The organism is Sphingobium chungbukense (assembly GCF_001005725.1).
Taxonomy (GTDB): Bacteria; Pseudomonadota; Alphaproteobacteria; order Sphingomonadales; family Sphingomonadaceae; genus Sphingobium; species Sphingobium chungbukense.
Genome location: NZ_LBIC01000003.1, coordinates 338405 through 359996 on the forward strand (window position 1 = coordinate 338405; position 21592 = coordinate 359996).

21 protein-coding genes and 2 tRNA genes are annotated in these 21592 nt (G+C 63.5%); 20 read left to right on the plus strand and 3 right to left on the minus strand.

What is annotated here, in order from left to right; genetic code table 11:
• Nucleotides 1-87: 87 nt before the first annotated feature.
• The 9 genes from YP76_RS07665 (at nt 88) to YP76_RS07705 (ending at nt 8557) form a co-directional block, all read left to right on the plus strand.
• Nucleotides 88-966 carry a TraB/GumN family protein gene (locus YP76_RS07665; protein ID WP_052757366.1) on the plus strand — a complete coding sequence of 293 codons (879 nt, stop codon included), beginning with the start codon at nt 88-90 and terminating at the stop codon, nt 964-966.
• Between the two features lie 110 nt (nt 967-1076).
• On the plus strand, nt 1077-1691 hold the full coding sequence (locus YP76_RS07670; RefSeq protein WP_046762996.1) for a 50S ribosomal protein L25/general stress protein Ctc: 615 nt from the start codon (nt 1077-1079) through the stop codon (nt 1689-1691).
• A gap of 85 nt (nt 1692-1776) precedes the next feature.
• The gene (pth, locus tag YP76_RS07675; protein ID WP_046762997.1) at nt 1777-2346 is read left to right on the plus strand and encodes an aminoacyl-tRNA hydrolase; all 570 of its coding nucleotides are present in this window, start codon (nt 1777-1779) and stop codon (nt 2344-2346) included.
• A 210-nt stretch (nt 2347-2556) separates the two neighbouring features.
• The gene (locus YP76_RS07680) at nt 2557-4185 is read left to right on the plus strand and encodes an alpha-D-glucose phosphate-specific phosphoglucomutase (RefSeq protein WP_046762998.1); all 1629 of its coding nucleotides are present in this window, start codon (nt 2557-2559) and stop codon (nt 4183-4185) included.
• A gap of 83 nt (nt 4186-4268) precedes the next feature.
• The gene (locus tag YP76_RS07685) at nt 4269-4958 is read left to right on the plus strand and encodes a DUF2490 domain-containing protein (protein WP_046762999.1); all 690 of its coding nucleotides are present in this window, start codon (nt 4269-4271) and stop codon (nt 4956-4958) included.
• A gap of 83 nt (nt 4959-5041) precedes the next feature.
• Complete coding sequence (gene ychF / locus YP76_RS07690; protein ID WP_046763000.1) at nt 5042-6142, plus strand: redox-regulated ATPase YchF; 1101 nt, start codon at nt 5042-5044, stop codon at nt 6140-6142.
• Nucleotides 6143-6148: 6 nt separating this feature from the next.
• The gene (locus YP76_RS07695; protein WP_046763282.1) at nt 6149-6673 is read left to right on the plus strand and encodes a DNA-deoxyinosine glycosylase; all 525 of its coding nucleotides are present in this window, start codon (nt 6149-6151) and stop codon (nt 6671-6673) included.
• Nucleotides 6674-6738: 65 nt separating this feature from the next.
• Nucleotides 6739-8019 (plus strand): alkaline phosphatase family protein, encoded by a 1281-nt coding sequence (locus YP76_RS07700; protein ID WP_046763001.1) that lies wholly within the window; start codon nt 6739-6741, stop codon nt 8017-8019.
• Nucleotides 8020-8092: 73 nt separating this feature from the next.
• Entirely contained in the window at nt 8093-8557 is a 465-nt protein-coding gene (locus YP76_RS07705; protein ID WP_046763002.1) for a MaoC family dehydratase, read from the plus strand.
• A 1-nt stretch (nt 8558) separates the two neighbouring features.
• On the opposite strand, the gene YP76_RS07710 is transcribed toward YP76_RS07705, so the two are convergent.
• Nucleotides 8559-9083 carry a hypothetical protein gene (locus YP76_RS07710; protein ID WP_084733071.1) on the minus strand — a complete coding sequence of 175 codons (525 nt, stop codon included), beginning with the start codon at nt 9081-9083 and terminating at the stop codon, nt 8559-8561.
• A gap of 14 nt (nt 9084-9097) precedes the next feature.
• Complete coding sequence (gene mutL, locus YP76_RS07715; protein WP_046763004.1) at nt 9098-10882, minus strand: DNA mismatch repair endonuclease MutL; 1785 nt, start codon at nt 10880-10882, stop codon at nt 9098-9100.
• A gap of 161 nt (nt 10883-11043) precedes the next feature.
• Between mutL and YP76_RS07720 the strand changes: the two genes are divergently transcribed.
• From YP76_RS07720 to YP76_RS07750, 7 genes are all read left to right on the plus strand, one after another.
• Complete coding sequence (locus YP76_RS07720) at nt 11044-12090, plus strand: rod shape-determining protein (protein WP_007685698.1); 1047 nt, start codon at nt 11044-11046, stop codon at nt 12088-12090.
• Between the two features lie 12 nt (nt 12091-12102).
• Nucleotides 12103-13023 (plus strand): rod shape-determining protein MreC, encoded by a 921-nt coding sequence (gene mreC / locus YP76_RS07725; RefSeq protein ID WP_046763005.1) that lies wholly within the window; start codon nt 12103-12105, stop codon nt 13021-13023.
• Nucleotides 13020-13547, plus strand: coding sequence for a rod shape-determining protein MreD (gene mreD / locus YP76_RS07730; RefSeq protein WP_046763006.1), 528 nt, complete (start codon nt 13020-13022; stop codon nt 13545-13547). Before mreC ends, mreD begins: the two co-directional genes overlap by 4 nt.
• Entirely contained in the window at nt 13544-15625 is a 2082-nt protein-coding gene (gene mrdA, locus YP76_RS07735; protein ID WP_046763007.1) for a penicillin-binding protein 2, read from the plus strand. Before mreD ends, mrdA begins: the two co-directional genes overlap by 4 nt.
• Nucleotides 15622-16734: a rod shape-determining protein RodA gene (gene rodA, locus YP76_RS07740; protein WP_046763008.1), complete on the plus strand. Its 1113-nt coding sequence runs from the start codon at nt 15622-15624 to the stop codon at nt 16732-16734. The genes mrdA and rodA overlap by 4 nt, the downstream gene beginning before the upstream one ends.
• A gap of 125 nt (nt 16735-16859) precedes the next feature.
• Nucleotides 16860-16935, plus strand: a tRNA-Lys gene (locus YP76_RS07745).
• Nucleotides 16936-16974: 39 nt separating this feature from the next.
• Nucleotides 16975-17047, plus strand: a tRNA-Lys gene (locus tag YP76_RS07750).
• Nucleotides 17048-17117: 70 nt separating this feature from the next.
• Here YP76_RS07750 and YP76_RS07755 read toward each other — a convergent pair.
• Nucleotides 17118-17588, minus strand: a complete 471-nt coding sequence (locus tag YP76_RS07755; RefSeq protein WP_046763009.1) for an Lrp/AsnC family transcriptional regulator — start codon at nt 17586-17588, stop codon at nt 17118-17120.
• A gap of 162 nt (nt 17589-17750) precedes the next feature.
• Here YP76_RS07755 and YP76_RS07760 point away from each other — a divergent pair, with 162 nt between their 5' ends.
• From YP76_RS07760 to YP76_RS07775, 4 genes are all read left to right on the plus strand, one after another.
• Nucleotides 17751-17978, plus strand: coding sequence for a hypothetical protein (locus tag YP76_RS07760; protein ID WP_046763283.1), 228 nt, complete (start codon nt 17751-17753; stop codon nt 17976-17978).
• Between the two features lie 282 nt (nt 17979-18260).
• The gene (locus YP76_RS28605) at nt 18261-19652 is read left to right on the plus strand and encodes a sugar transferase (protein WP_046763010.1); all 1392 of its coding nucleotides are present in this window, start codon (nt 18261-18263) and stop codon (nt 19650-19652) included.
• 247 nt (nt 19653-19899) lie between these two features.
• A complete protein-coding gene (locus YP76_RS07770; RefSeq protein ID WP_046763011.1) occupies nt 19900-20100 on the plus strand; it encodes a hypothetical protein in 201 nt (66 codons plus the stop codon).
• Between the two features lie 299 nt (nt 20101-20399).
• Entirely contained in the window at nt 20400-21575 is a 1176-nt protein-coding gene (locus YP76_RS07775; RefSeq protein WP_046763012.1) for a hypothetical protein, read from the plus strand.
• Nucleotides 21576-21592 lie beyond the last annotated feature (17 nt).

A 21592-nucleotide genomic window follows, 5' to 3' on the forward strand; every position in this document is an offset into this window, starting at 1 on the left:
CGCTGGTGGGCTCGCTGGCTCTGGCTGCTGGGGTCGGGACTGGGACTGGGGCGGGGACTGAGGCCGGGACTGGGACTGGGGCGGGGACTGAGGCCGGGACTGGGGCTGGGACTGGCCGCCCTGTTCCTGATCGTGGCTTGCGGGAGCCAGCCTCCTGCCCCGCCTCCGGGTGGCGGCCCCGCGCTCTGGAGGATCGAGGGCAAGGGGATCGATGGCTGGCTGTTCGGCACGATCCATGTGCTGCCGGACAATGTGCAGTGGCGAACCGCGCCGATCGGTGATGCCGTGGCGCGCGCCGACCGGCTTGTGCTGGAATCGGCGGAAATTCAGGATCAGGCACGGACATTGGCACTGTTCGAGAAAATGGGCCGCAGTCCGGGACTTCCACCGCTCGAGACCCGCGTTCCCGGCAAGGACAAGGCCGCCCTGAACGAGATCGCGAATAAGGGGGGCACGTCCAGCCAGGCCCTGTCCGGTTATGAAAGCTGGGCGGCGGCGATGCTGCTTTCCGCTGCGGCGCAGCAGGCACTGCATGTCAGTCAGGATAATGGCGTGGAACCGGCGTTGATCGCGGCATTCAAGGACGCAGGCAAGCCGATCGGCGGACTGGAGACGGTGGAAAGGCAGTTCAGGGCCTTCGACACGCTTCCCGAAGCAGCGCAGCAACGATTGCTGGCCGATACCGTGCATGAGGCCAAGGATATGCGGACGCTCTATGACCGCATCCTCAAGGCGTGGATCAGGGGCGACGTCGCCACCCTCGCGCGGGAGGACCAGCTCAGCGAGGAACCCGACCCGGTGGTCGAGCGGGCGGTGTTGGTCGAGCGCAACCGCGATTGGGTGAAGGCGGTGGAAGCGCTGGACGGGCACCCGTTCATTGCCGTTGGGGCAGGACATCTGGCGGGCAAGGGCAATCTGATCGAACTGCTGGAAGCCAGAGGTTATAAGGTGACGCGGGTGCAATAGCGCGCCTCTCTTGCTTTCCTACCCTTTTCTGCTATTGGGCCGCGGTCCCGGCATGGTCATCCCTGGAGGCGTGACGGGCGCTTACATCAATTTGCTTTTGGAGACACGCAATGAGCGAGCAGCTTACGCTGTCGGCAGAGGCACGCGATCGGGCAGGCAAGGGAGCCTCCCGCGCTCTCCGCCGTGAGGGCCGCGTACCCGCCGTCATCTATGGTAACAATGAAGAACCGCAGTCGATCCACGTCGAGGAAAAGCTCCTGGGCAAGCTGCTCGGCACCGGCCATTTCTTCAATTCGGTCGTCTTCGTCGAAGTCGGCGGCAAGAAGATCCGCACCCTGCCCAAGGATGTGGCTTTCCACCCCGTGACCGACCGTCCGCTGCACGCCGACTTCCTGCGCGTTTCGGAACATGCCACCGTCCACGTCAACGTGCCGGTGCGCTTCGAGAATGAAGACGCCTCGCCGGGCATCAAGAAGGGCGGCGTACTCAACATCGTCGCGCATGAAGTCGAACTGATCGTCGACGCGGCCCTGATCCCCGACGATGTCGTGATCGACCTGACCGGCCTGGATGTCGGCGAATCGATCCACATCGGCGCGGTGAAGCTGCCCAAGGGCGCCAAGGCTGCCCATGACGAAACCGACTTCACTGTCGCGACCATCGTTGCTCCGTCGGCTCTGAAGAGCGCCGAGGGCGACAACGAAACCCCGGCCGAAGGCGCCTAAGCCCTTTTGCCAACCCTTTGGGGTGGAAATTCAAGTCCCGTCCGCCTACCCGGCGGGCGGGATTTTTCTTTGGAGTACGGACGCGATGCAGATCTGGGCTGGGCTGGGCAATCCCGGAACCCAATATGCGATGAACCGGCATAATGTCGGCTTCATGGCTGTCGATGTGATCGCGGACATGCATCGCTTTTCTCCGCCGAAGAAGCAGTTCCAGGGTTGGGTCCAGGAAGGCCGGATCGGGCCGGAGAAGATCATCCTGGTCAAGCCCGCGACCTTCATGAACGAAAGCGGGCGGTCGGTGGGCGAAGCGATGCGCTTCTACAAGCTGGCGCCCGAGGATGTCACCGTCTTCCATGACGAGCTCGACCTGGCACCGATGAAGGTGAAGGTGAAGCGCGGCGGTGGAAACGCCGGGCATAATGGTCTGCGCTCGACCGACGCGCATATCGGGGCGGAGTTTCGCCGGGTGCGGATCGGCATCGGGCATCCGGGGCACAAGGACCGGGTACATGGCTATGTGCTGGGCAATTACCACAAGAGTGAGACCGACGCGCTGGCCGATATGCTGGGCGCCATCGGGGCCGAGGCAGAGTGGCTGGCCAAGGGCGACGATGCGCGGTTCATGAACGAGGTGGCACTGCGGCTGGCCGATTAGGACCTGCGCAGTTGGGTGCATGGCGGTTGGTGAGCGCAAGCCCGCTTCGCCGCCCCGGACCTGCTTAAGCCAGCCGGGCCCGCATGGCGCTGGACAAAATGCAAGCTCGTCCGCCCTCTCCTCACGGCGAGCCGCAAGCGATGGATTGCGGTTCGTAGTATTGCCGGGCCATAGAAGGAATCTGAGTTCCACTTTCCCAAGGGGATACGGGTGATACAGACCGTCTCGACGAAGCCTTTCGACGACCAGAAGCCGGGCACGTCCGGCCTGCGCAAGAAGGTCCGCATTTTCCAGCAGGCCCATTATGCGGAAAATTTCGTCCAGTCGGTGTTCGACAGCCTGGAGGGATATGAAGGCCAGACCTTGGTCGTGGGCGGCGACGGACGCTATCTGAACCGCGAGGTCATCCAGATCGTGCTGAAGATGGCGGCGGCCAACGGCTTTGGTCGGGTACTGGTGGGCAAGGGCGGCATCCTGTCCACCCCGGCGGCCTCGCATCTGATCCGGTCTTCGGGCGCCTTTGGCGGGCTGGTGCTGTCCGCCAGCCACAATCCGGGCGGGCCGGACGAGGATTTCGGGATCAAATATAATGTCTCCAATGGCGGTCCCGCGCCGGAAAAAGTGACCGACGCCATTCATGCGCGGACGCTGGCGATCCAGAGCTATCGCATCCTTGCAGCGCCGGATGTCGATATCGATGCGATCGGCACCAGCCGGCTTGGCGGCATGACCGTCGAGGTGGTCGATCCGGTGACGGGCTATGCCGATCTGATGGAGACACTGTTCGACTTTGCCGCGATCCGGGCGATGATCGCAGGCCGCTTCGCCCTCTCCTTCGATTCCATGAGCGCCGTGACCGGCCCCTATGCGGTCGAGATTTTCGAAAGGCGGCTGGGCGCGCCAGCGGGAACCGTGCGGAACGCCACCCCCCTGCCCGACTTCGGCCATCATCATCCCGATCCCAATCTGGTCCATGCAAAGGAGCTTTACGACCGGATGATGGCTGCCGATGCGCCGGATTTCGGCGCGGCTTCGGATGGCGACGGCGACCGCAACCTCATCATCGGCAAGCATTGCTACGTGACGCCGTCGGATTCGCTCGCCGTGCTGGCGGCCAATGCACATCTGGCGCCAGGCTATGCGAAAGGCCTGAAGGGCATTGCGCGGTCCATGCCGACCAGTGGCGCGGCGGACAGGGTGGCGGAGAAACTGGGCATCCCGCTCTACGAGACGCCCACAGGCTGGAAATTCTTCGGCAATCTGCTGGACGCCGGGATGGCGACCATCTGCGGCGAGGAAAGCGCGGGAACCGGCTCCGATCATGTGCGCGAGAAGGACGGCATCTGGGCGGTGCTGCTGTGGCTCAATATCCTTGCCGTCCGGCGGCAAAGCGTGGCGCAGATCATGGCGGACCATTGGGCGACCTATGGCCGCAACTATTATGCGCGGCATGATTATGAGGGCATCGCCAAGGACAGGGCCGATGCGCTGATGGCGGCATTACGGGGCAAAATCCGCGATCTGCCCGGCTTTGCGACCATTCTGGGCACCGTCGTTCAGGCAGATGATTTCGCCTACACCGATCCCACCGATGCCTCGACCAGCAGCGCGCAAGGGGTGCGCATATTGTTCGACGATGGATCGCGCATCGTTTTCCGCCTGTCCGGCACAGGCACCGAAGGCGCCACATTGCGCGTTTATCTCGAACGCTTCTTAGGGCCGGATGGAAAGCTCGACATGGAGACCGGCGCCGCGCTGTTCCGCGTCATCGAGTCCGCGGAGCGCATAGCGGATATCGAGGCATTTACCGGCATGAATGCGCCCAGCGTCATCACCTGACGCCAACGCTTACCTCCCGGACATGACCGGGAAACAGGCAGCGCGCTAGAGGGAGGGCTATTCCCCTCCCCTTGAGGTCTGCAATGCGCCGCCTTTTTCGTGCCCTTTCCTTTTGCGTCTGCGTTCTCGGCCTTGCCGGTCACGCACAAGCCCGCACCACGGAAGACGAGCAGTTCTGGATCAACCTGACCGCCATGGGGCCGGTTTCGGGCAAGCTGGTCTATTTCGCGGAAATCCAGCCGCGCGCCGGCGACGGGATTTCGCGGCTCGACCAGTTGCTGCTGCGGGGCGCGGCAGGATGGAAGCTCTCGCCCGGCCTCACCGTCTATCAGGGCTATGCCCATGTCGTGCTGCCGGTCGATGGCGGCCGGGATGTGAATGAGGAACGCAGTTTCCAGCAGATCAGTTGGGTCATGGGCAAGCCATGGGGCGGCGAGCTTTCCTCGCGCACGCGGCTGGAACAGCGCTGGCGTTCCGATGGGGACGACCTGGGCTGGCGGCTGCGCGAGATGCTGCGGTATGAAAAGCCGCTGAAGCCCGGGAGCAATGCCGTCAACGCGCTCGTCTATGGCGAGGGGTTCGTCGCGCTCAACAGCACGGATTGGGGGGCAAAGGGCGGGTTCGACCAGTTGCGCAGCTTCATCGGGGCGGAACTGGGGCTGGGCGGCGCTTCGACGGCGGAAATCGGCTATCTCAACCAATATATCAACCGGCGCGGCGGAAACGACCGCGTCAACCATGTCGCGTCGGTCACGCTGTTCTTCCGCCACTAAGTTACTCCGGTCATTGGGAACTGGCCAAAGGCCGGCGAAAGCGCTATCGGCGCGGCCAATCATTCTGACGTGAAGGCAGTTCCATGGGTTTTCGTTGCGGTATCGTCGGGCTTCCCAATGTGGGCAAGTCCACCCTGTTCAATGCGCTGACCGAGACGCAGGCGGCGCAGGCGGCGAACTATCCCTTCTGCACGATCGAGCCCAATGAAGGCCGTGTCGCCGTGCCCGACGACCGGTTGCAGACCATCGCGAAGATCGGCGGATCGGCCAAGATCATCGAGACGCAGCTTTCCTTCGTGGACATTGCCGGGCTGGTGCGCGGCGCGTCCAAGGGCGAGGGTCTGGGCAACCAGTTCCTGGCCAATATCCGCGAGACGGACGCCATCGTCCATGTGCTGCGCTGTTTCGAGGATGGCGACATCACCCATGTCGAAGGCAAGGTCGATCCCATCGCCGACGCCGAGACGGTGGAAACCGAGTTGATGCTCGCCGATCTGGAAAGCCTGGAGAAGCGCGTCCCCAACCTCGCCAAGAAGGCGGCGCAGGGGGACAAGGAGGCGAAGGCCGCCGCTTCGGTGCTGGGCCAGGCGCTCGACCTGCTGCGCGACGGCAAGCCCGCCCGCCTGACCGTGCCCAAGGATGTCGAGGAAGAGCGGCTCTTCGGCCAGGCGCAGTTGCTGACGGCCAAGCCCGTCCTCTATGTCTGCAACGTCGAGGAAGAAAGCGCCGCCACCGGCAACGCCCATTCGGCGCGGGTGTTCGAGAAGGCCGCGGCTGAAAATGCCAAGGCCGTCATCGTGTCGGCGGCGATCGAAGCCGAACTGATCACCATGCCGTCCGAGGAGCGCGCCGAATATCTGGAAGCGCTGGGGCTGACCGAAGCGGGCCTCGCGCGGATCATTCGGGCGGGTTACGAGTTGCTGGGCCTCATCACCTTCTTCACCGTGGGGCCGAAGGAAGCCCGCGCCTGGACCGTGACCAAGGGGTCCAAGGCGCCCCAGGCGGCGGGCGCGATCCATACGGATTTCGAGAAGGGTTTCATCCGGGCCGAAACCATGGCCTATGCCGACTATGTCCAGTATAACGGCGAGGCCGGGGCCAGGGAAGCGGGCAAGTGGCGCTCCGAAGGCAAGGATTATGTGACGCAGGATGGCGACATCATGCTGTTCCGCTTCAATGTGTGATTGACCATGCTGCGGCCGGGACAGATGCCCGCCCGGCGCAAGGCGGCCTTTCCGCCCAGTGTCGATGAAGGGACAAGGCTGCTGATCCTCGGCAGCCTGCCCGGCGATGCCTCGATCAAGCAGGGCGAATATTATGCCCATCGCGGCAATGCCTTCTGGGCATTGATGGGCGATGTGCTGGGGGAGGATCTGCGCGGCCTGCCCTATGCCATGCGGTTGAAACGGCTGAAGGCGCGGCATGTCGGCCTGTGGGACGTGATCGAGAGCGCTGACCGGGAAGGAAGCCTCGACAGCGCGATCCGGGGGGCGGAATTGCGCGATCTTGGCGCTTTTGCGGCACGGCTTCCGGTGCTGGAAGCGATTGCCTTCAACGGCAGGACGGCGGCGGTGCACGGGCGGCGGCAGCTTGGGGAACGGAGCGATCTTTCGCTGATCGACCTCCCCTCCTCCTCCGGCGCCTTTGCCAGCATGTCGCGGGACGCAAAGCGGACGGCGTGGATGGCGCTCGCCGCGTTCATCGGCGATGCGTGACGCCATCGTCACTTTACCGTCGCAATCAGCCTGTTAAGCCAGACGCGTAAAATCACAGAGTCGCCATGTCCTTGCGTTGCCCGTTCCTTGCTGGCCTGATAGCCTTCGCTGCGGCGTTAGGCGGTTGCGCGCCAGCCGGTCAGCGTCCCGCACCCGTCGCGGCCATACCGGTCGAACAGCGGCAGCCGGTCACCATCCTGGTGTCGATCGACGGGTTTCGCCCCGATTATCTGAAGCGCGGCGTGACGCCCAATCTGCTGACGCTGGCGGCAGGTGGGGTCGAGGCGTCGATGCGCCCATCCTTTCCGACCAAGACCTTTCCCAATCACTGGGCGATCGTCACCGGAAACCGGCCCGATCGCAGCGGCATCGTTTCTAACAAGATGGAGGATGCTTCGCGCCCGGATGAGAAGTTCACCACCGCCAGCGACGATCCCTTCTGGTGGAACGAGGCTGAACCGATCTGGGTAACGGCGGAAAAGGCGGGCATACGCACGGCCACCATCTTCTGGCCGGGCTCCAATGTCGGCTGGGGCGGAAATAAGATCGCAGGTTCGGACCACAAGATCGCTGGCGGCATCCGGCCCAGTGACTGGGCGCAGTTCAATGAGGAGATTGGCGGGGACCAGCGGGTAAACGCCGCATTGGACCTGCTCCGCCGCCCGGCGGACATCCGGCCGCGCTTCGTGACGATTTATTTCAACGCGGTGGATAAGGCCGGCCATGACAGCGGGCCGGATGCACTGGAAACGACACGGGCGGTCCGGGAAGTCGATGGGCAGATCGGGCTGCTCATCGCCGGACTCAAGACGCTGGGCCAGCCCGCCAACCTGGTCATCCTGTCCGACCATGGCATGGCGCAGAAAAGCAGCGATCGGGTTGTGGCGATGGACAGGGTCGCTGATGCCGCCGACTATCGCCTTGTCGAAAGTGGTCCCTTTGCCAGCCTCGACGCCCAACCGGGACATGAGACGGCCTTGGAAGCACGGCTCTTGAAGCCGCAGCCACATATGCAATGCTGGCGAAAGGGCGATATTCCGGCCCGTTTCCATTATGGCTCGCACCGGCGCATTCCGCCTTATTTCTGCCTGGCCGACACGGGATGGATGATCCAGCCGACCGCCCCCGCGAAGCCCTTCGTCGGCGGCGATCATGGCTGGGACGACCGGGCGCCGGAAATGCAGGCCCTGTTCATCGCCAACGGTCCGGCCTTCGACACACGCTTCCGCCCGCCGGCCGGCTTCACCAATGTCGATGTCTATCCTTTTCTGGCAAGGCTGTTGGGGGTGGCGCCGGCTCCCAACGACGGCGATCCGGCGGCACTGGCCGGGCTGGCCAGGCATTGACGTTTTCGTCAACGGAAGCTTGACGGGAACGTAAGGCACCCCTACCTCCCACCCGTTGCAGAAGGAAACGGGCATGAGCGAAATCGTCTATTTCGAGGATGTGAAGGTAGGGGACCAGACCGAATTCGGTCCTCTCAACATCGGCAGGGAGGAGATCATCGCCTTTGCCGGCGAATTCGATCCCCAGCCCTTTCACTTGTCGGACGAGGCGGCCGCACAAACCCATTTTGGCAGCCTGGCCGCCAGCGGCTGGCATACGACGGCGCTCTGCATGAAGATGATGGTGGCTCGCTGGCAAAGGGAGCCGGGCGTTCAGGCGGCGAGCCTGGGCGCAATAGGCGTGGACGAACTGCGCTGGCTGCGACCTGTCCGGCCAGGCGACACATTGCGCGGAACTTCCGAAGTCGTCGAGACGAAGGCTTCGAAGAGCCGCCCGGAAATGGGAGTGGTGAAGTCGCGGATCACGCTGTTCAACCAGCGCGACGAACCGGTGATGACGATGATACCGATCGTCATGTTCCGGACGCGTGCCGCCTGAATTATCGAGGATTCGGCTGGTTCGCCCGGGCGTCGGCAGCCATGATGCGGATGACGGATTTGGGAGAGCCCGCGACCTGGACGGTGTGAAGCCCCGGCGGCAGGTCGAACCAGACGATCTTGCGGATACCCGAACAGTCGGGGCCATGGCCATGATCGACCGACGAAAGCGCGGAGGCTCCCGTCGCGACATCGACCCATGCTCCTTCCGACAGGGCAATGCCGACGCGCGCCGGGTCCTTGAGCGCCAGGGTGAAAAGACCGGCAAAGCTTTTTGGCGCAGTCTTGCCCGGCGGAACGGCGAACTGGACCTGGACGCCGGGTCGCAGGCTGGCCGTGACGGGCTTGCCCAGGATCAGGCGCGGCGCTGTCGAGACGGTGCCGCCGCCAGTCGCCGCGCCGCTTTGCGTCCAGCTTGTCCAGGGTTCGGCCAATGGCCCAGCGCCAGCACAGGAAGCCGGTGCGGGAACCGAAGCGGCATGGGCCGCGATCGGGCAGAATGCCAATAGGAACAGCAGCCGCTTCATCCTCATTTCCCTTTCTACTTCCGGCCGAACAGTTTTTCGATGTCGCCATGCCCCAGCTTTACCCAGGTCGGGCGGCCATGGTTGCACTGGCCGCTGCGGGGGGTGATCTCCATTTCGCGGAGCAGGGCGTTCATTTCCGCGACGCTCAAGGTGCGACCCGCGCGGACCGATCCGTGGCAAGCCATGGTGGCGGCGACCAGATCGAGCCGTTCCTTCAGGGACAGCGCGCTGTCATAAGCGGCGAGGTCGTCGGCGAGGTCGGACACCAGGCCCTGCACATCGCCCTGCCCCAGCATGGCCGGGGTTGCCCGGACCAGCATCGCCGCGGGACCGAAGCGCTCCAGTTCGAGCCCGAAATCCTTCAGCTCCGCGATCCGCGCCTCGAGCCGGTCGCAGGCGGGCTCGTCCAGTTCCACCACTTCGGGCAGCAGCAGCGCCTGCGCCGCGACGCCCTGCCCCTCCATCGCACGGCGCATGCGTTCCAGGGTCAGCCGTTCATGCGCAGCGTGCTGGTCGACGATGACGAGGCCGTCCTCCGCCTCCGCAACGATATAGGTGCGGGCGACCTGCCCCCGCGCGACGCCCAACGGGAAGCTGGTGCCTTCGGGCGCGGGCGCGGCGGCGGGTTCGGCGCGGGCCTGCGGCGGGGGTGTAAGGAAGCTCGGGCGGCGATCGGCCAGGGAATAATTTGGCATCGACCTGGGGATGGACACGTCCGCCGCTTCGAAGATCGGCATCGCCCCGATCGGCGTTGGGGAAACGGGCTCGGCCTTCCATGCGGAAAGCCCGGCGGGATCGGCATGCTGGACGGCACGGAAACCCTCCGCGTCCAGCGCGCGGCGCAGGCCGGAGACGATCATGCCCCGGATCAGCGCCGGGTCACGGAAGCGAACCTCGGTCTTGGCCGGGTGGACGTTGACGTCGACCTCCAGCGGCGGAACGTCGAGGAAAAGCGCCACGACCGGGTGCCGATCCCGCGCCAGCATGTCGGCATAGGCACCCCGCACCGCCCCGACCAGCAGCCGGTCGCGGACCGGGCGGCCATTCACGAACAGGAACTGATGATCGCCAACACCCCGATTATAGGTCGGCAGCGAAGCCACGCCGGACAGGCGCACGCCTTCCCGTTCCAGCGCAACGATGACATGATTGTCCGCCAGCGCCCGGTCGGTCAGCGCGGCGACGCGATCCTCCCGCGCCTCGTCCGCCTGCACGCCCAGCACCCGGCGGCCGTCATGCTCCATGTTGAACGCCACCGAGGGATGCGCCATGGCGAGGCGACGGACGACATCGAGGCAGGCGGCATATTCCGCTTTCGCCGAGCGCAGGAACTTGCGACGGGCGGGCACCTTGCCGAACAGCTGTTCGACCGTGATCCGGGTCCCCGGCGGCAGCGCGGCGGGACCTTCGCCGACCACCACGCCATTGTCCACGGTGCGATTCCAGCCGTCCCGTCCATGCGGCCGACTGTCGATGGAAAGCCGCGCAACGCTGGCAATGGAAGGCAGCGCTTCACCCCTGAAGCCCAGCGTGGCGACATTCTCGATCGCATCGTCCGGCAATTTGGACGTGGCATGGCGTTCCAGCGCCAGCGCGATCTCCCCTGAATTCATGCCGCAACCGTCGTCGCTCACCTCGATCCGGTCGAGGCCGCCATGGGAAATGCGGACGGAAATCCGGCCTGCCCCGGCATCCAGCGCATTTTCAACGATTTCCTTGAGTGCGCTGGCAGGCCTTTCGACCACTTCACCTGCGGCGATGCGATTGACCAGATGTTCGGGCAGACGGCGTATTGACATTGATTAGTGACTAGCCCAAGCGAGCGCTTTCCGCGAGACGCCTGCCCCAGAAAATTTGGTTGCCAAAATTGGTGAACCCGGGGGGCGGGTGAATTGCGGGGCGAACTTTCCGACTGACCCGGTTCGCTTCGCCGGGGGGGTGGGGCTGAACAGGAACAGGCATGTCGATCTTCTCCCGACTTTTCAAACTCTCCTCTCAGGACATGGCCATCGACCTCGGCACGGCGAATACCGTGGTCTATGTGCGCGGGCGCGGCATCGTGCTCAACGAACCGTCGGTGGTGGCCGTCGAGACGCTGAACGGCGTGAAGCGGGTGAAGGCGGTCGGTGACGACGCCAAGCTGATGATGGGCAAGACCCCCGATTCGATCGAGGCGATCCGGCCGCTGCGCGACGGCGTGATCGCGGACATCGACGTCGCGGAGCAGATGATCAAGCATTTCATCACCAAGGTGCATGGCGGCAAGTCGCGCCCCTGGCGCTTCCCGGAAATCGTGATCTGCGTGCCATCGGGTTCGACCAGCGTGGAGCGCCGCGCGATTCGCGACGCGGCCAGCAATGCGGGTGCTTCCCAGGTGTTCCTGATCGAGGAACCCATGGCCGCCGCGATCGGCGCCGACATGCCCGTGACCGAACCGATCGGGTCGATGGTGGTCGACATCGGCGGCGGCACGACCGAAGTCGCCGTGCTGTCGCTGCGCGGCCTGGCCTACACCACCTCGGTCCGCGTGGGCGGCGACAAGATGGATGAGGCGATCGTCTCCTTCGTGCGCCGGCATCACAATCTGCTCATCGGAGAAGCCACCGCCGAACGGATCAAGAAGCAGTTCGGCGTCGCCCAGCCGCCCGAGGACGGCGTGGGCGAGACGATCCACATCAAGGGCCGCGACCTGGTGAACGGCGTGCCCAAGGAAATCTCGATCAACCAGGGGCAGATCGCTGACGCGCTGGCCGAACCGATCAGCACCATTGTCGAGGGCGTTCGCATCGCGCTGGAGAACACCGCGCCGGAACTGGCCGCCGACATCGTCGACCAGGGCATCGTGCTCACGGGCGGCGGCGCGCTGCTCAAGGGGCTGGACGACGAGCTGCGCGACGAGACCGGCCTGCCCGTCACCATCGCTGAAGATCCGCTGACCTGCGTCGCGATCGGCACTGGCCGCGCGATGGAAGACCCGATCTTCCGGGGCGTCCTTCAGACCGCTTAAGGGAGCGAGTGGATGGCGCGGCCACCCAGCCGACGCCCCGGGCACAACCGGAAGGCGCAATATAGCCTCTTCGCCAGCTATGTCGTGGCGATGACCGGCGCCGCCGTCGGCCTGCTTCTGGTGGTTGTCGCCATTTTCGATCCGACCGGCTTCGCCGCGATCCGCATCGCGACGGCGGAAATGACTCGCCCGGCATCGGTCACGCTGAAGAATATGGTAAGCGGGGTTTCGTCCATCGACGAGGTGCTCGCCTCCTATTGGCAGGCGGGATCGCAGAATGTCGCGCTTCGCCGGCAGGTGGAAGCGGATCGCAACCGGATCATCGAGGCCAAGGCCGTCGCGCAGGAAAATCTTCGCCTCAAGAAGCTGCTGAAGCTGGTCGAGGATGACGGCAGCCAATTGCTGACCGCGCGGCTGATCGCCTCCTCCTCCTCCAGCACGCGCCGCCTGGCCCGGCTGAATGCCGGGCGTTGGCAGGGGGTGCGGCCGGGCATGCCGGTACGCGCCCCGGAAGGGCTGATCGGGCGCATCCATATCACCACGCCCAATACGGCCGAGGTGCTGTTGCTTACCGACACCAGCAATATCGTGCCGGTGCGCCGGGCCAATGACAGCGTACCGGCGATTTCCACCGGGCTTGGCGATGGAACGCTGGAAATCCGGGCGCTGGCGGCGGGACGCAATCCGTTCAAGCCCGGCGATCTGCTCGTGACCTCCGGCATTGGCGGCGTCTATCAGCCCAATATCCCAGTGGCGGTGATCGTGCGGATCGAGGGCGAGATCGCCTATGGCGTACCGCTGGCCAATCCTTCCAAGGTGGATGCCGTGGTGGTCGAGCGCTCCTTCGAGGAAACGGTGACGCGAACCGATCCCAACGCGCCGGTCGAGCCGGAAGCAGGCACGAACGCGCCTTCCGGCGCACCGCCGCCATGATCGACTCGCATTTCCAGCATGTCCCGCGTCTCGGCCGCCATCCGTCGCGCCTGCGGTTGACCGGGACGCCCGTGATCACGGTCATGCTGGGATCGATTGTGACCGCGTTGCCGGTGATCGCGCAATCGCCGGTGATGCCGCCCTTCGGCCTGCTGCTGCTGTTGACATGGCGGCTGTTGCGGCCTGAGTTGTGGCGGGCCTGGATCGGCCTGCCGCTCGGCCTGTTCGACGACATGGCGAGCGGTCAACCGATCGGTTCGGCCATGTTCCTGTGGACCGTCACCCTGATCGCCATCGATGCGGTGGAATCCCGCATGGTCTGGCGCAGCTACCGCCAGGACTGGCTAATCGCCACGGCGGCGATTATCTTCTGCATTGCCGGCGGCGTCTTCTTCGCGCGGATCACCGGCGGAGGCGACGTGAAGCTGATCCTGGTGGCGCCGCAAATGCTGTGGACGGTCCTGCTCTTTCCCTTTGTCGTCCGGCAATGCGCCCGGATCGACCGCTGGCGCGTGATGGCATGAAGCTGCCCTTTTCCAAAAAAAAGACCGTTACCGAAGCTTCCCTGTCCTTTACCTTCACGCGCCGTGCGATGGTCGTCGGCGGGTTGCAGGGGGCGATCGGGACGATGCTGGTGGCCCGCATGGGCTGGATCAGCGTGGCGGAGAACGAGAAATATAATCTGCTGTCGGAAAGCAACCGGGTCAACCTGACGCTGATCCCCCCCCGGCGCGGATGGATCATCGACCGTAATGGCCGGCCACTGGCGAACAACCGCACCGACTTTCGCGTCGACCTGATCCCGGAACGGGTTACGGACGCGGAGAACACGATCCGCAGCCTGGCCCATCTGCTCGCGCTGACCGATGATGAGGTCGAGCGGATCAAGGAGGAACTGGACAAGTCGGCGGGCTTCCGCCCGGTGCAGGTGGCCGAAAAGCTGACCTACGACCAATATGCGGCGGTCAGCGTGCGCCTGCCCGACCTGCCGGGGGTAGCGCCGAGCCAGGGCTTTTCGCGCAACTATCCTGCAGGCGCGACGGTCGGGCATCTGCTGGGCTATGTCGGTGCGGCGTCGGCCAAGGATTATGAAGAGCGCAAGAACCCGCTGCTGATCACGCCGGGTTTCAAGGTCGGCAAGGATGGTCTGGAGCGATCCTTCGACCGGGAACTGACCGGAAAGCCTGGCGCGAAGCGGGTGGAAGTGACGGCACGGGGCAAGATCGTGCGCGAACTCACGACCAGGCCCGACACGCCGGGCAATGCGGTGAAGCTGACCATCGACGCCGGATTGCAGGAATATGCGGGACGGCGGCTGGCGACGCAGAGCGGGTCGGTGGTGGTGATCGACTGCCATAATGGTGATGTGCTGGCGATGGCGTCGATGCCCAGTTTCGACCCCAACAGCTTTTCCGACGGCATCAGCCATCTGGAATGGGACATGTTGTCGAAGGACGACCATGTGCCCTTGCGCAACAAGACCTTGCAGGGCCTTTATCCGCCGGGATCGACGGTGAAGCCCATGGTGGCGCTGGCGCTGCTGGAGGCGGGGATTTCGCCAATGGACACGGTGAGCTGCTCCGGCGCCATCCGGGTCGGCAACACGCTGTTCCACTGCCACAAGAAGCGCGGGCACGGGTCGCTCAACATGCGCGGAGCGATCGCCCAGAGCTGCGACATCTATTTCTACCAGATGGCGCAGCGCATCGGCATGGACCGCATCGCCAGCATGGCGCATCGCGTGGGTATGGGCCAGAAATTCCCCCTGCCCTTCCCCAGCCAGAGTTTCGGCACGGTTCCCGATCCGGCGTGGAAGCTGAAGAAATATAACCAGAAATGGCAGGTCTATGACACGGTCAACGCGACCATCGGCCAGGGTTATATGCTGATCAACCCGTTGCAGATGGCGGTGATGGCATCGCGGCTGGCGACGGGCAGGCAACTGATGCCCAATTTCATCTTCGGTGCGCAGCGGCCAGCCCCTGCGCCGGTGGGCGTGAATGAGGAGCATCTGGTGACGATCCGCGACGCGATGAGCGCGGTGGTGAACGGCGGCGGCACAGGCGGTGCCGCGCGCATGACCGTGCCGGGCGTGCTGATGGCGGGCAAGACGGGGACGGCACAGGTCCGCCGCATCACCATGGCCGAACGCGGCGGCGGCGTCCGCAGCAACGCGTCCCTGCCCTTCAAGCTGCGCGATCATGCGCTGTTCCAGGGTTTCGCGCCGTTCGACAATCCGCGCTACGCCATTGCCTGCATCATCGAGCATGGCGGCCATACCAATCGCAACGAGGACGCGCCGATGATCGCGGCCGATACCATGACCTTCCTGTTCGACCAGGCCAAGGCGATGGAAAAGCTGGAAACGCTGGAAAAGGGCTGGGGCGGGCCTCCGGCCGAGCGGATGGCAAGGCAGATGGCCGCTTATCGGCTCGCCAAGGCGATCGAAAAGGGGGAGGCGCCGCCGCCCGAAGCGTCCAACGCGATGAATGGCGCTGAGACAAGCAACAATATGGCCGCTGCCGCCGTACCCCAGCCCCCTGCGGCCGCAACGCCGGCGGACGCCGATGACGCCCCCCCTCCGGCGGACAGCGCCCGATGAGCATCGTTCCGGAACCCTTGACCGAATTCCCCTGGCGCGTGCTGGGCATATTGCTTGCCATAGCGGGGTTCGGGACGCTGGTACTCTACAGCGCCGCGGGAGGCAGCATCACGCCCTGGGCGATCAACCAGGGCGTGCGCTTCGTCATCTTCTCCGTTATGGCGCTGGTGCTGAGCCGCATTCCGCTTGAGACCTTCGCCCGCTTCGCCTTTCCCGCTTATGGCAGCGTGCTGGTCGCCCTGTTCCTGGTCGAGTTGATCGGCGGGGTGGCGGGGGGCAGCCAGCGGTGGATCAACTTGGGCTTCATGCAATTGCAGCCTTCCGAATTCATGAAGCCGATCATCGTGCTGGCGGTCGCGCGCTTCTATGCATTGCTCCCGGTGGGGGAGATCAGACGCTGGAACGCGATCTGGCCGGCGCTGGTGCTGATCGGCGTACCCTTCATGCTGGTGCTGGTTCAGCCGGACCTCGGCACAGCGACGATGATCGCGGCGGGCGGGGTGACGGTGATGTTCCTCGCCGGATTGCCGCTGCGGCTGTTCGTGGGGTCGGGGCTGGCCTTCGCCGCCATCGTGCCGATCGCCTTCAGCTTCCTGCATGACTATCAGAAGAACCGCGTGCTGATCTTCATGGACCCGGAGAGCGACCCGCTGGGCGCGGGCTATCATATCAGCCAGTCGAAGATCGCCATCGGTTCGGGCGGCATTTTCGGCAAGGGCTTCCTCAAGGGCACGCAGAGCCATCTCGATTATCTGCCCGAAGGCCATACCGATTTCGTCTTCGCCACCATGGCCGAGGAATGGGGGCTGCTGGGCGGCGTGCTGCTGATCGGGGCCTTCATGCTTCTGTTCCGCTGGGGCATTGGCGTGTCGCTGCGCGCGCAGGACAAATATGCGCGGCTGGTGGCGGCGGGGCTGACCACGACGATCTTCTTCTATGTCGCGATCAACCTGATGATGGTCATGGGCCTGGCGCCGGTGGTGGGGATCCCCCTGCCCTTCATGTCCTATGGCGGATCGTCGATGCTGACGGTCATGCTGTGCGTCGGCATCATCATGGCGATCGAACGGTCGGGACGGCGGCGGAGCAGGCCGGGAAATTGGGGCTGAAACCGGCCTGTTCACAAAAATTTGCGACCAGAAGCGATTTCCTGTTTGCAAAGTCCGATGCGACTGCTAACAGCCCGCCCACGCCAAGGCGACGCCTCATCTAGGGCCTAGCCGAAAGCCGGTGTGGACGCATAGCTCAGTTGGTAGAGCAGCTGACTCTTAATCAGCGGGTCCTAGGTTCGAGCCCTAGTGCGTCCACCAGATTTTCAGCGGATCGGGACACAAGCCCAACGCCGGCGTGGACGCATAGCTCAGTTGGTAGAGCAGCTGACTCTTAATCAGCGGGTCCTAGGTTCGAGCCCTAGTGCGTCCACTAGGAAAATGCATCCACTCGGAAAATGCATTCCCCGGAACATTGCCGGATCGGCAAGCCCGTCTCCGGATCAGACCGGCAATGCGGTCGTGAATTTCGTCATCGACAAAGCGAAATGCGACGCAGCCCCCGCGACGGAAGAATGGCCGAGCAGCGTCATCATCAGGAAGCGGTTATAGTCCGCCACGTCCGCGACCACTATGCGCAGCAGATAGTCCCACTCTCCGGACATGGAGAAGCATTCGACGATCTCCGGGCGCCCGTCGACAAATTGTTCGAACGCACGGCGCGATTCCTGCGCATGGCTGCGCATCCGGATATTGCAAAGGACGTTGACGCCGAGCCCGATCTTCTCCGGATCGACCAACCGCACGGTCCCGGCAAGGATACCCGCGCTCTCCAACGCCTTGATCCGGCGCCAGCACGACGCGCTGGACGCGCCCACCTTCTCCGCCAAATCGGCATGGCTGAGTGTGGCATCCTCCTGCAAGACTGCAATGATTTTGCGATCTATCGCGTCGATCTGCCGTTCCTGTTTCATGATCGGCAGAATAGGCGATCCCGTGATTTCATCCAAGAAGCTTCGTGGAACACCCATGCTGGTGCGGTGGGCCAGAAGAAAAGGTTCCGTAAATCTGTTTCCCTTTTCGGTCAGCCGGGCTATTCTGACGCCAGGTCGAAATTCGATGACCGGGGCCGCGAAATGATCGACCTTTCTCCTCAACCACGCGACAAGGGTTCAGGCACGGCGCATCCGGCGCCTCGGCACGACGCGGTCGATCGCAACGGGAAAGAGGACCGGTCAAGCCTCGCATGGTGGCGTCATTCCCATATATGGGCGGAGACGGCGATCCAGCGCCTGTCGCGCTGGGCAGGGCCGGTCGCTCTTGCCCTGACGCTCGGTCTGCTGGGCTGGTGGATAATCCACTGATCCGCCTTATGATTCGGATTTAGCCAGGCTCGCTCCACCCCAAATCGTCTCGCGATGCAGCACTGCTCCAAAACGGATCGTCGCAAATGCAGGGCGGAGTGTCCTTTGAGACGAACGGATCATCGGAAAAGCGGGTCCGCGCGTCCCACGCCCGATTGCCAGCCTTTCGCAATTATGTCCTGCTGCTGCGCAACATAAATCAAAACGCAGCGGATGTCTGATGCTTACACACTGCCTCCCGGCGGTGATCCGTTTGACGTCATGACATAAAAAGGGTTGCAGATGTCGAAAATTGATCTGGCGATCGAAGGTGTTCCCAGTCGCCAGCCCGCAACAGCCGCCGGACAGCGGAACGCCAGGCTTTGGCTTTGCCTGTTGCTGCTGGTCGCCGATATGGCGGCGCTGGCGACGGGCTTCGCCTTCGGCCTGCGCGCGGCAGGCTTGCCCTGGCTCGCGGACGGACAATGGCAGCCGCTGGCGGGCGGAATGATCGTCTATGGCGTGCTGGCCTTCCACAACCAGGCTTACAATCCCCATTGCCTTACCCGCATGACCCAGTCCTGCCGCAGCGCGACCATGGCTTTTGCCGGGACGCTGCTGATCTTCCTGCTGGTGGTCTTCTCGCTGAAGGCAACGGGCAGCTTGTCCCGGCTGGGTGTATCGGCGGGCATAATGTGCAGCGGGACGCTGATCGTGCTGCAACGGTTGCTCATCGTGCAGACCGTCCGCCGCAACTTCGCCGACGGGCTGTTCGCGCAACTGTTGATCATCGATGACGGCGTCATTCCCGAAGATGTCAGCGGTATGGTGATCGTCGATGCGATCGCCATAGGCCTGAAGGCCGATCTCGACGATCCCTATATGCTGCACCGTCTGGGGACCATGCTGCGCGATTATGATCGGGTCGTGATCTCCTGCCCCGCGGAACGCAAGGCCGATTGGGCGCAGATGCTGAAGGGCGGCAACATATTGGGCGAGATCATCGTGCCCGAACTGGACCCGATGGCGCCGCTGGCCGTGCAGGCCTATCGGGGAACGCCGACGCTGGTGGTGTCACGCGGGCCGCTGAACCTTGCCAACCGGGCGAAAAAGCGGTTGCTGGATATCGTGCTGACGGTGCCGGTCCTGATCGCGCTCGCGCCGCTGATGGCGGTGATCGCGATCCTGATCAAGCTGGACTCGCCAGGTCCGGTCTTCTTCCGGCAGGAACGGATCGGGCGCGGCAACATGTTGTTCCATATCCTGAAATTCCGCAGCATGCGGGTCGAGCAATGCGATGCCGCCGGCGCGACATCCACCCAGCGCCACGATAACCGGATCACCCGCGTCGGCGCCTTCATCCGCAAGACCAGCATCGACGAACTGCCGCAACTCATCAATGTGCTGCTGGGCGAGATGAGCCTGGTGGGGCCGCGTCCCCATGCGCTCGGCTCGACCGCGGAGGAACAGCTTTTCTGGCAGGTCGACCGCCAATATTGGCACCGTCATGCTCTGAAACCCGGCATTACAGGCCTGGCGCAGATCAGGGGTTTTCGCGGCGCGACCGAAACCCGGCGCGACATATTGAACCGGGTAGAGGCGGACCTGGAATATCTGCATGGCTGGAGCCTGATGCGGGACATTGCGATCCTACTGGGCACGGTCAATGTCCTCGTCCACAAGAACGCATATTGAACACGACTCGAACGGGGATGCCAAGACGAAGCATTGGATCAAAAGTTCCTGAAAAAAGTTACGCACCCGATGTTTTTACGATGAACCGTTGAGCAAAACGGCTCATCCCTATCCCAGATCAAGAATCACCACGCCGTCGACTGTCATATGCGACGAATTGATGTCACTTCCCCCTGCGCTCCAACTATTTGTTAACCGCAAAATCGGATATTAACGTCATCAGCAATCGGGCGGCGGGAATATCGACGTGGCGGAAGATTTTGCGGGCATCGCGGTAGTGCAACCTTCATTGATGGACAAGGCGGAGGCGCGACGGGAATTTCCGGTGCGGGCCGATGCGGCCACCTTTGCCGACCGCGCCGAGAGCGGCATCCAGTTCGTCTCGCGCTGGGCCGGCATCCTGGCCTTCGTCGGCGCCGTCGCCGCCATTGCCTGGCTGATCCTCTGAAGCGGACTCGCGCCGCTTAGCTTTCTCCCAGATGAACAGCCTCAGGGTGCGTCGGACATGGGTTCGCCGCGCCCTTTTTGCGATGAACCGAGCCGTTGTTTTGACACGACAAGCCGATTTCCAGACAGTGGCTTTACGGTGAAATCCTTCTAGCATGCCCTGATTGCTGCAATGCAATAAGGGTCATAAGATTGTATAGAGATAATAGTCCGCGTTTGCGGGGCAGCTTTCACGCGCCCTGTGAACGAAAAATTTTTCGGTCACGCGCTTTCATCGCGGCGGCATGGAGTGGCGCTGCAATGTTGGCGATGTTGCCGCTCGTCTTGCATGCACAGGAGGACGATGACACCACAGTCCAGAAGCAACCGAAAAATCCCACGGAACAAAAGCGAATCCAGGATTATGGGCTTCATCTGACGGCGGGCTTGGATCTTCTCTATGACGACAATGTCTATCGCGTCGATGACAGGGTCGAAAATCCGAAAGACGACCTGATCGTCACCCCTTCGCTGGAGGCGACCTATGGCATGCCGGTCGGCCGGCACGACATCCTTCTGCGCGGCAAGATCGGCTACGACCGCTTCGTATCCGAAGGACAGCGCAGCAAGTTGCGGCTGGATACGGAAGCGAAGGCGAACATCCGCTTCGGCGCGACCTGCCTGATCACGCCCCGCGCCGCCTATCGCCAGCAGCGGGCCGATTATGGCGACATCAACTCCGCGACCGAAAATCTTCAGAAATTCGCGACCGTTGGCGCGGATTTCACGTGCGAACGGCCTGGACTGTTCCCGGTTGCAAGCTATGAGCGCGACACCACGCGCAACGCCGCACAGTTCGACTATGCCGATCAGACCAGCGACACTTTCATGGGCGGCGTGGGCTATAGCAAGCCCAGCCTCGGCACGCTGACCGCTTATTATGAGCGGGTGAACAGCAAGCGCGACACGCTGGGGATCGAGAACCGGATCAACAGCTATGGCCTGCGCTTCCAGCGGTCCGTTTCCCCGATCACGCAGATCGATGCGGATATCCGCTGGCTGGACGTGAACAGCGATAGCGCGGCGGTGGGCGGCTATGACGGCCTAGGCTGGAAGGTCAGCCTGTCGACGACCGCCATTCCGCGCCTGAAGCTGACCGCGACGACCGAGCGGGCGATCATCAATGACAGCCTGATCGCCAGCGGCTTCGCCATTGACACCAGTTATCGCATCCAGGGCGAATTCTCGATCTCCGAACTGACGTCGGCCGGGCTGTATGCGGAATGGGACCGACGCAAGTTCCGGCAGGATGCAGCGCTTCGTCCCTATTCGATCACGGCCGATCGCAATCGTCGCTTCGGTGCCATGCTGACGAGGAAACTTTCGGACCGTTTCGATCTTATGCTCGATGCCCAGCATTATATCCGCAGAACTGACACCAGCGTCTCCAACTATAGCGGTACGCAAGTGACGCTGGGTGCAGCTCTGCATTTCTAGATCCTCATATATTTGGG

Bases quoted from the DNA above. Each gene is read 5' to 3' on its own strand.
- mutL (WP_046763004.1), bottom strand. From the start codon at position 10,882: ATGTCAATACGCCGTCTGCCCGAACATCTGGTCAATCGCATCGCCGCA.
- mreD (WP_046763006.1), top strand. From the start codon at position 13,020: ATGATCGACTCGCATTTCCAGCATGTCCCGCGTCTCGGCCGCCATCCG.
- YP76_RS28605 (WP_046763010.1), top strand. From the start codon at position 18,261: ATGTCGAAAATTGATCTGGCGATCGAAGGTGTTCCCAGTCGCCAGCCC.
- mrdA (WP_046763007.1), top strand. From the start codon at position 13,544: ATGAAGCTGCCCTTTTCCAAAAAAAAGACCGTTACCGAAGCTTCCCTG.
- YP76_RS07705 (WP_046763002.1), top strand. From the start codon at position 8,093: ATGAGCGAAATCGTCTATTTCGAGGATGTGAAGGTAGGGGACCAGACC.
- YP76_RS07760 (WP_046763283.1), top strand. From the start codon at position 17,751: ATGATCGACCTTTCTCCTCAACCACGCGACAAGGGTTCAGGCACGGCG.
- YP76_RS07775 (WP_046763012.1), top strand. From the start codon at position 20,400: ATGTTGGCGATGTTGCCGCTCGTCTTGCATGCACAGGAGGACGATGAC.
- YP76_RS07710 (WP_084733071.1), bottom strand. From the start codon at position 9,083: ATGAAGCGGCTGCTGTTCCTATTGGCATTCTGCCCGATCGCGGCCCAT.
- YP76_RS07670 (WP_046762996.1), top strand. From the start codon at position 1,077: ATGAGCGAGCAGCTTACGCTGTCGGCAGAGGCACGCGATCGGGCAGGC.
- YP76_RS07720 (WP_007685698.1), top strand. From the start codon at position 11,044: ATGTCGATCTTCTCCCGACTTTTCAAACTCTCCTCTCAGGACATGGCC.
- rodA (WP_046763008.1), top strand. From the start codon at position 15,622: ATGAGCATCGTTCCGGAACCCTTGACCGAATTCCCCTGGCGCGTGCTG.
- YP76_RS07695 (WP_046763282.1), top strand. From the start codon at position 6,149: ATGCTGCGGCCGGGACAGATGCCCGCCCGGCGCAAGGCGGCCTTTCCG.
- ychF (WP_046763000.1), top strand. From the start codon at position 5,042: ATGGGTTTTCGTTGCGGTATCGTCGGGCTTCCCAATGTGGGCAAGTCC.
- YP76_RS07685 (WP_046762999.1), top strand. From the start codon at position 4,269: ATGCGCCGCCTTTTTCGTGCCCTTTCCTTTTGCGTCTGCGTTCTCGGC.
- YP76_RS07700 (WP_046763001.1), top strand. From the start codon at position 6,739: ATGTCCTTGCGTTGCCCGTTCCTTGCTGGCCTGATAGCCTTCGCTGCG.
- mreC (WP_046763005.1), top strand. From the start codon at position 12,103: ATGGCGCGGCCACCCAGCCGACGCCCCGGGCACAACCGGAAGGCGCAA.
- YP76_RS07755 (WP_046763009.1), bottom strand. From the start codon at position 17,588: ATGAAACAGGAACGGCAGATCGACGCGATAGATCGCAAAATCATTGCA.
- pth (WP_046762997.1), top strand. From the start codon at position 1,777: ATGCAGATCTGGGCTGGGCTGGGCAATCCCGGAACCCAATATGCGATG.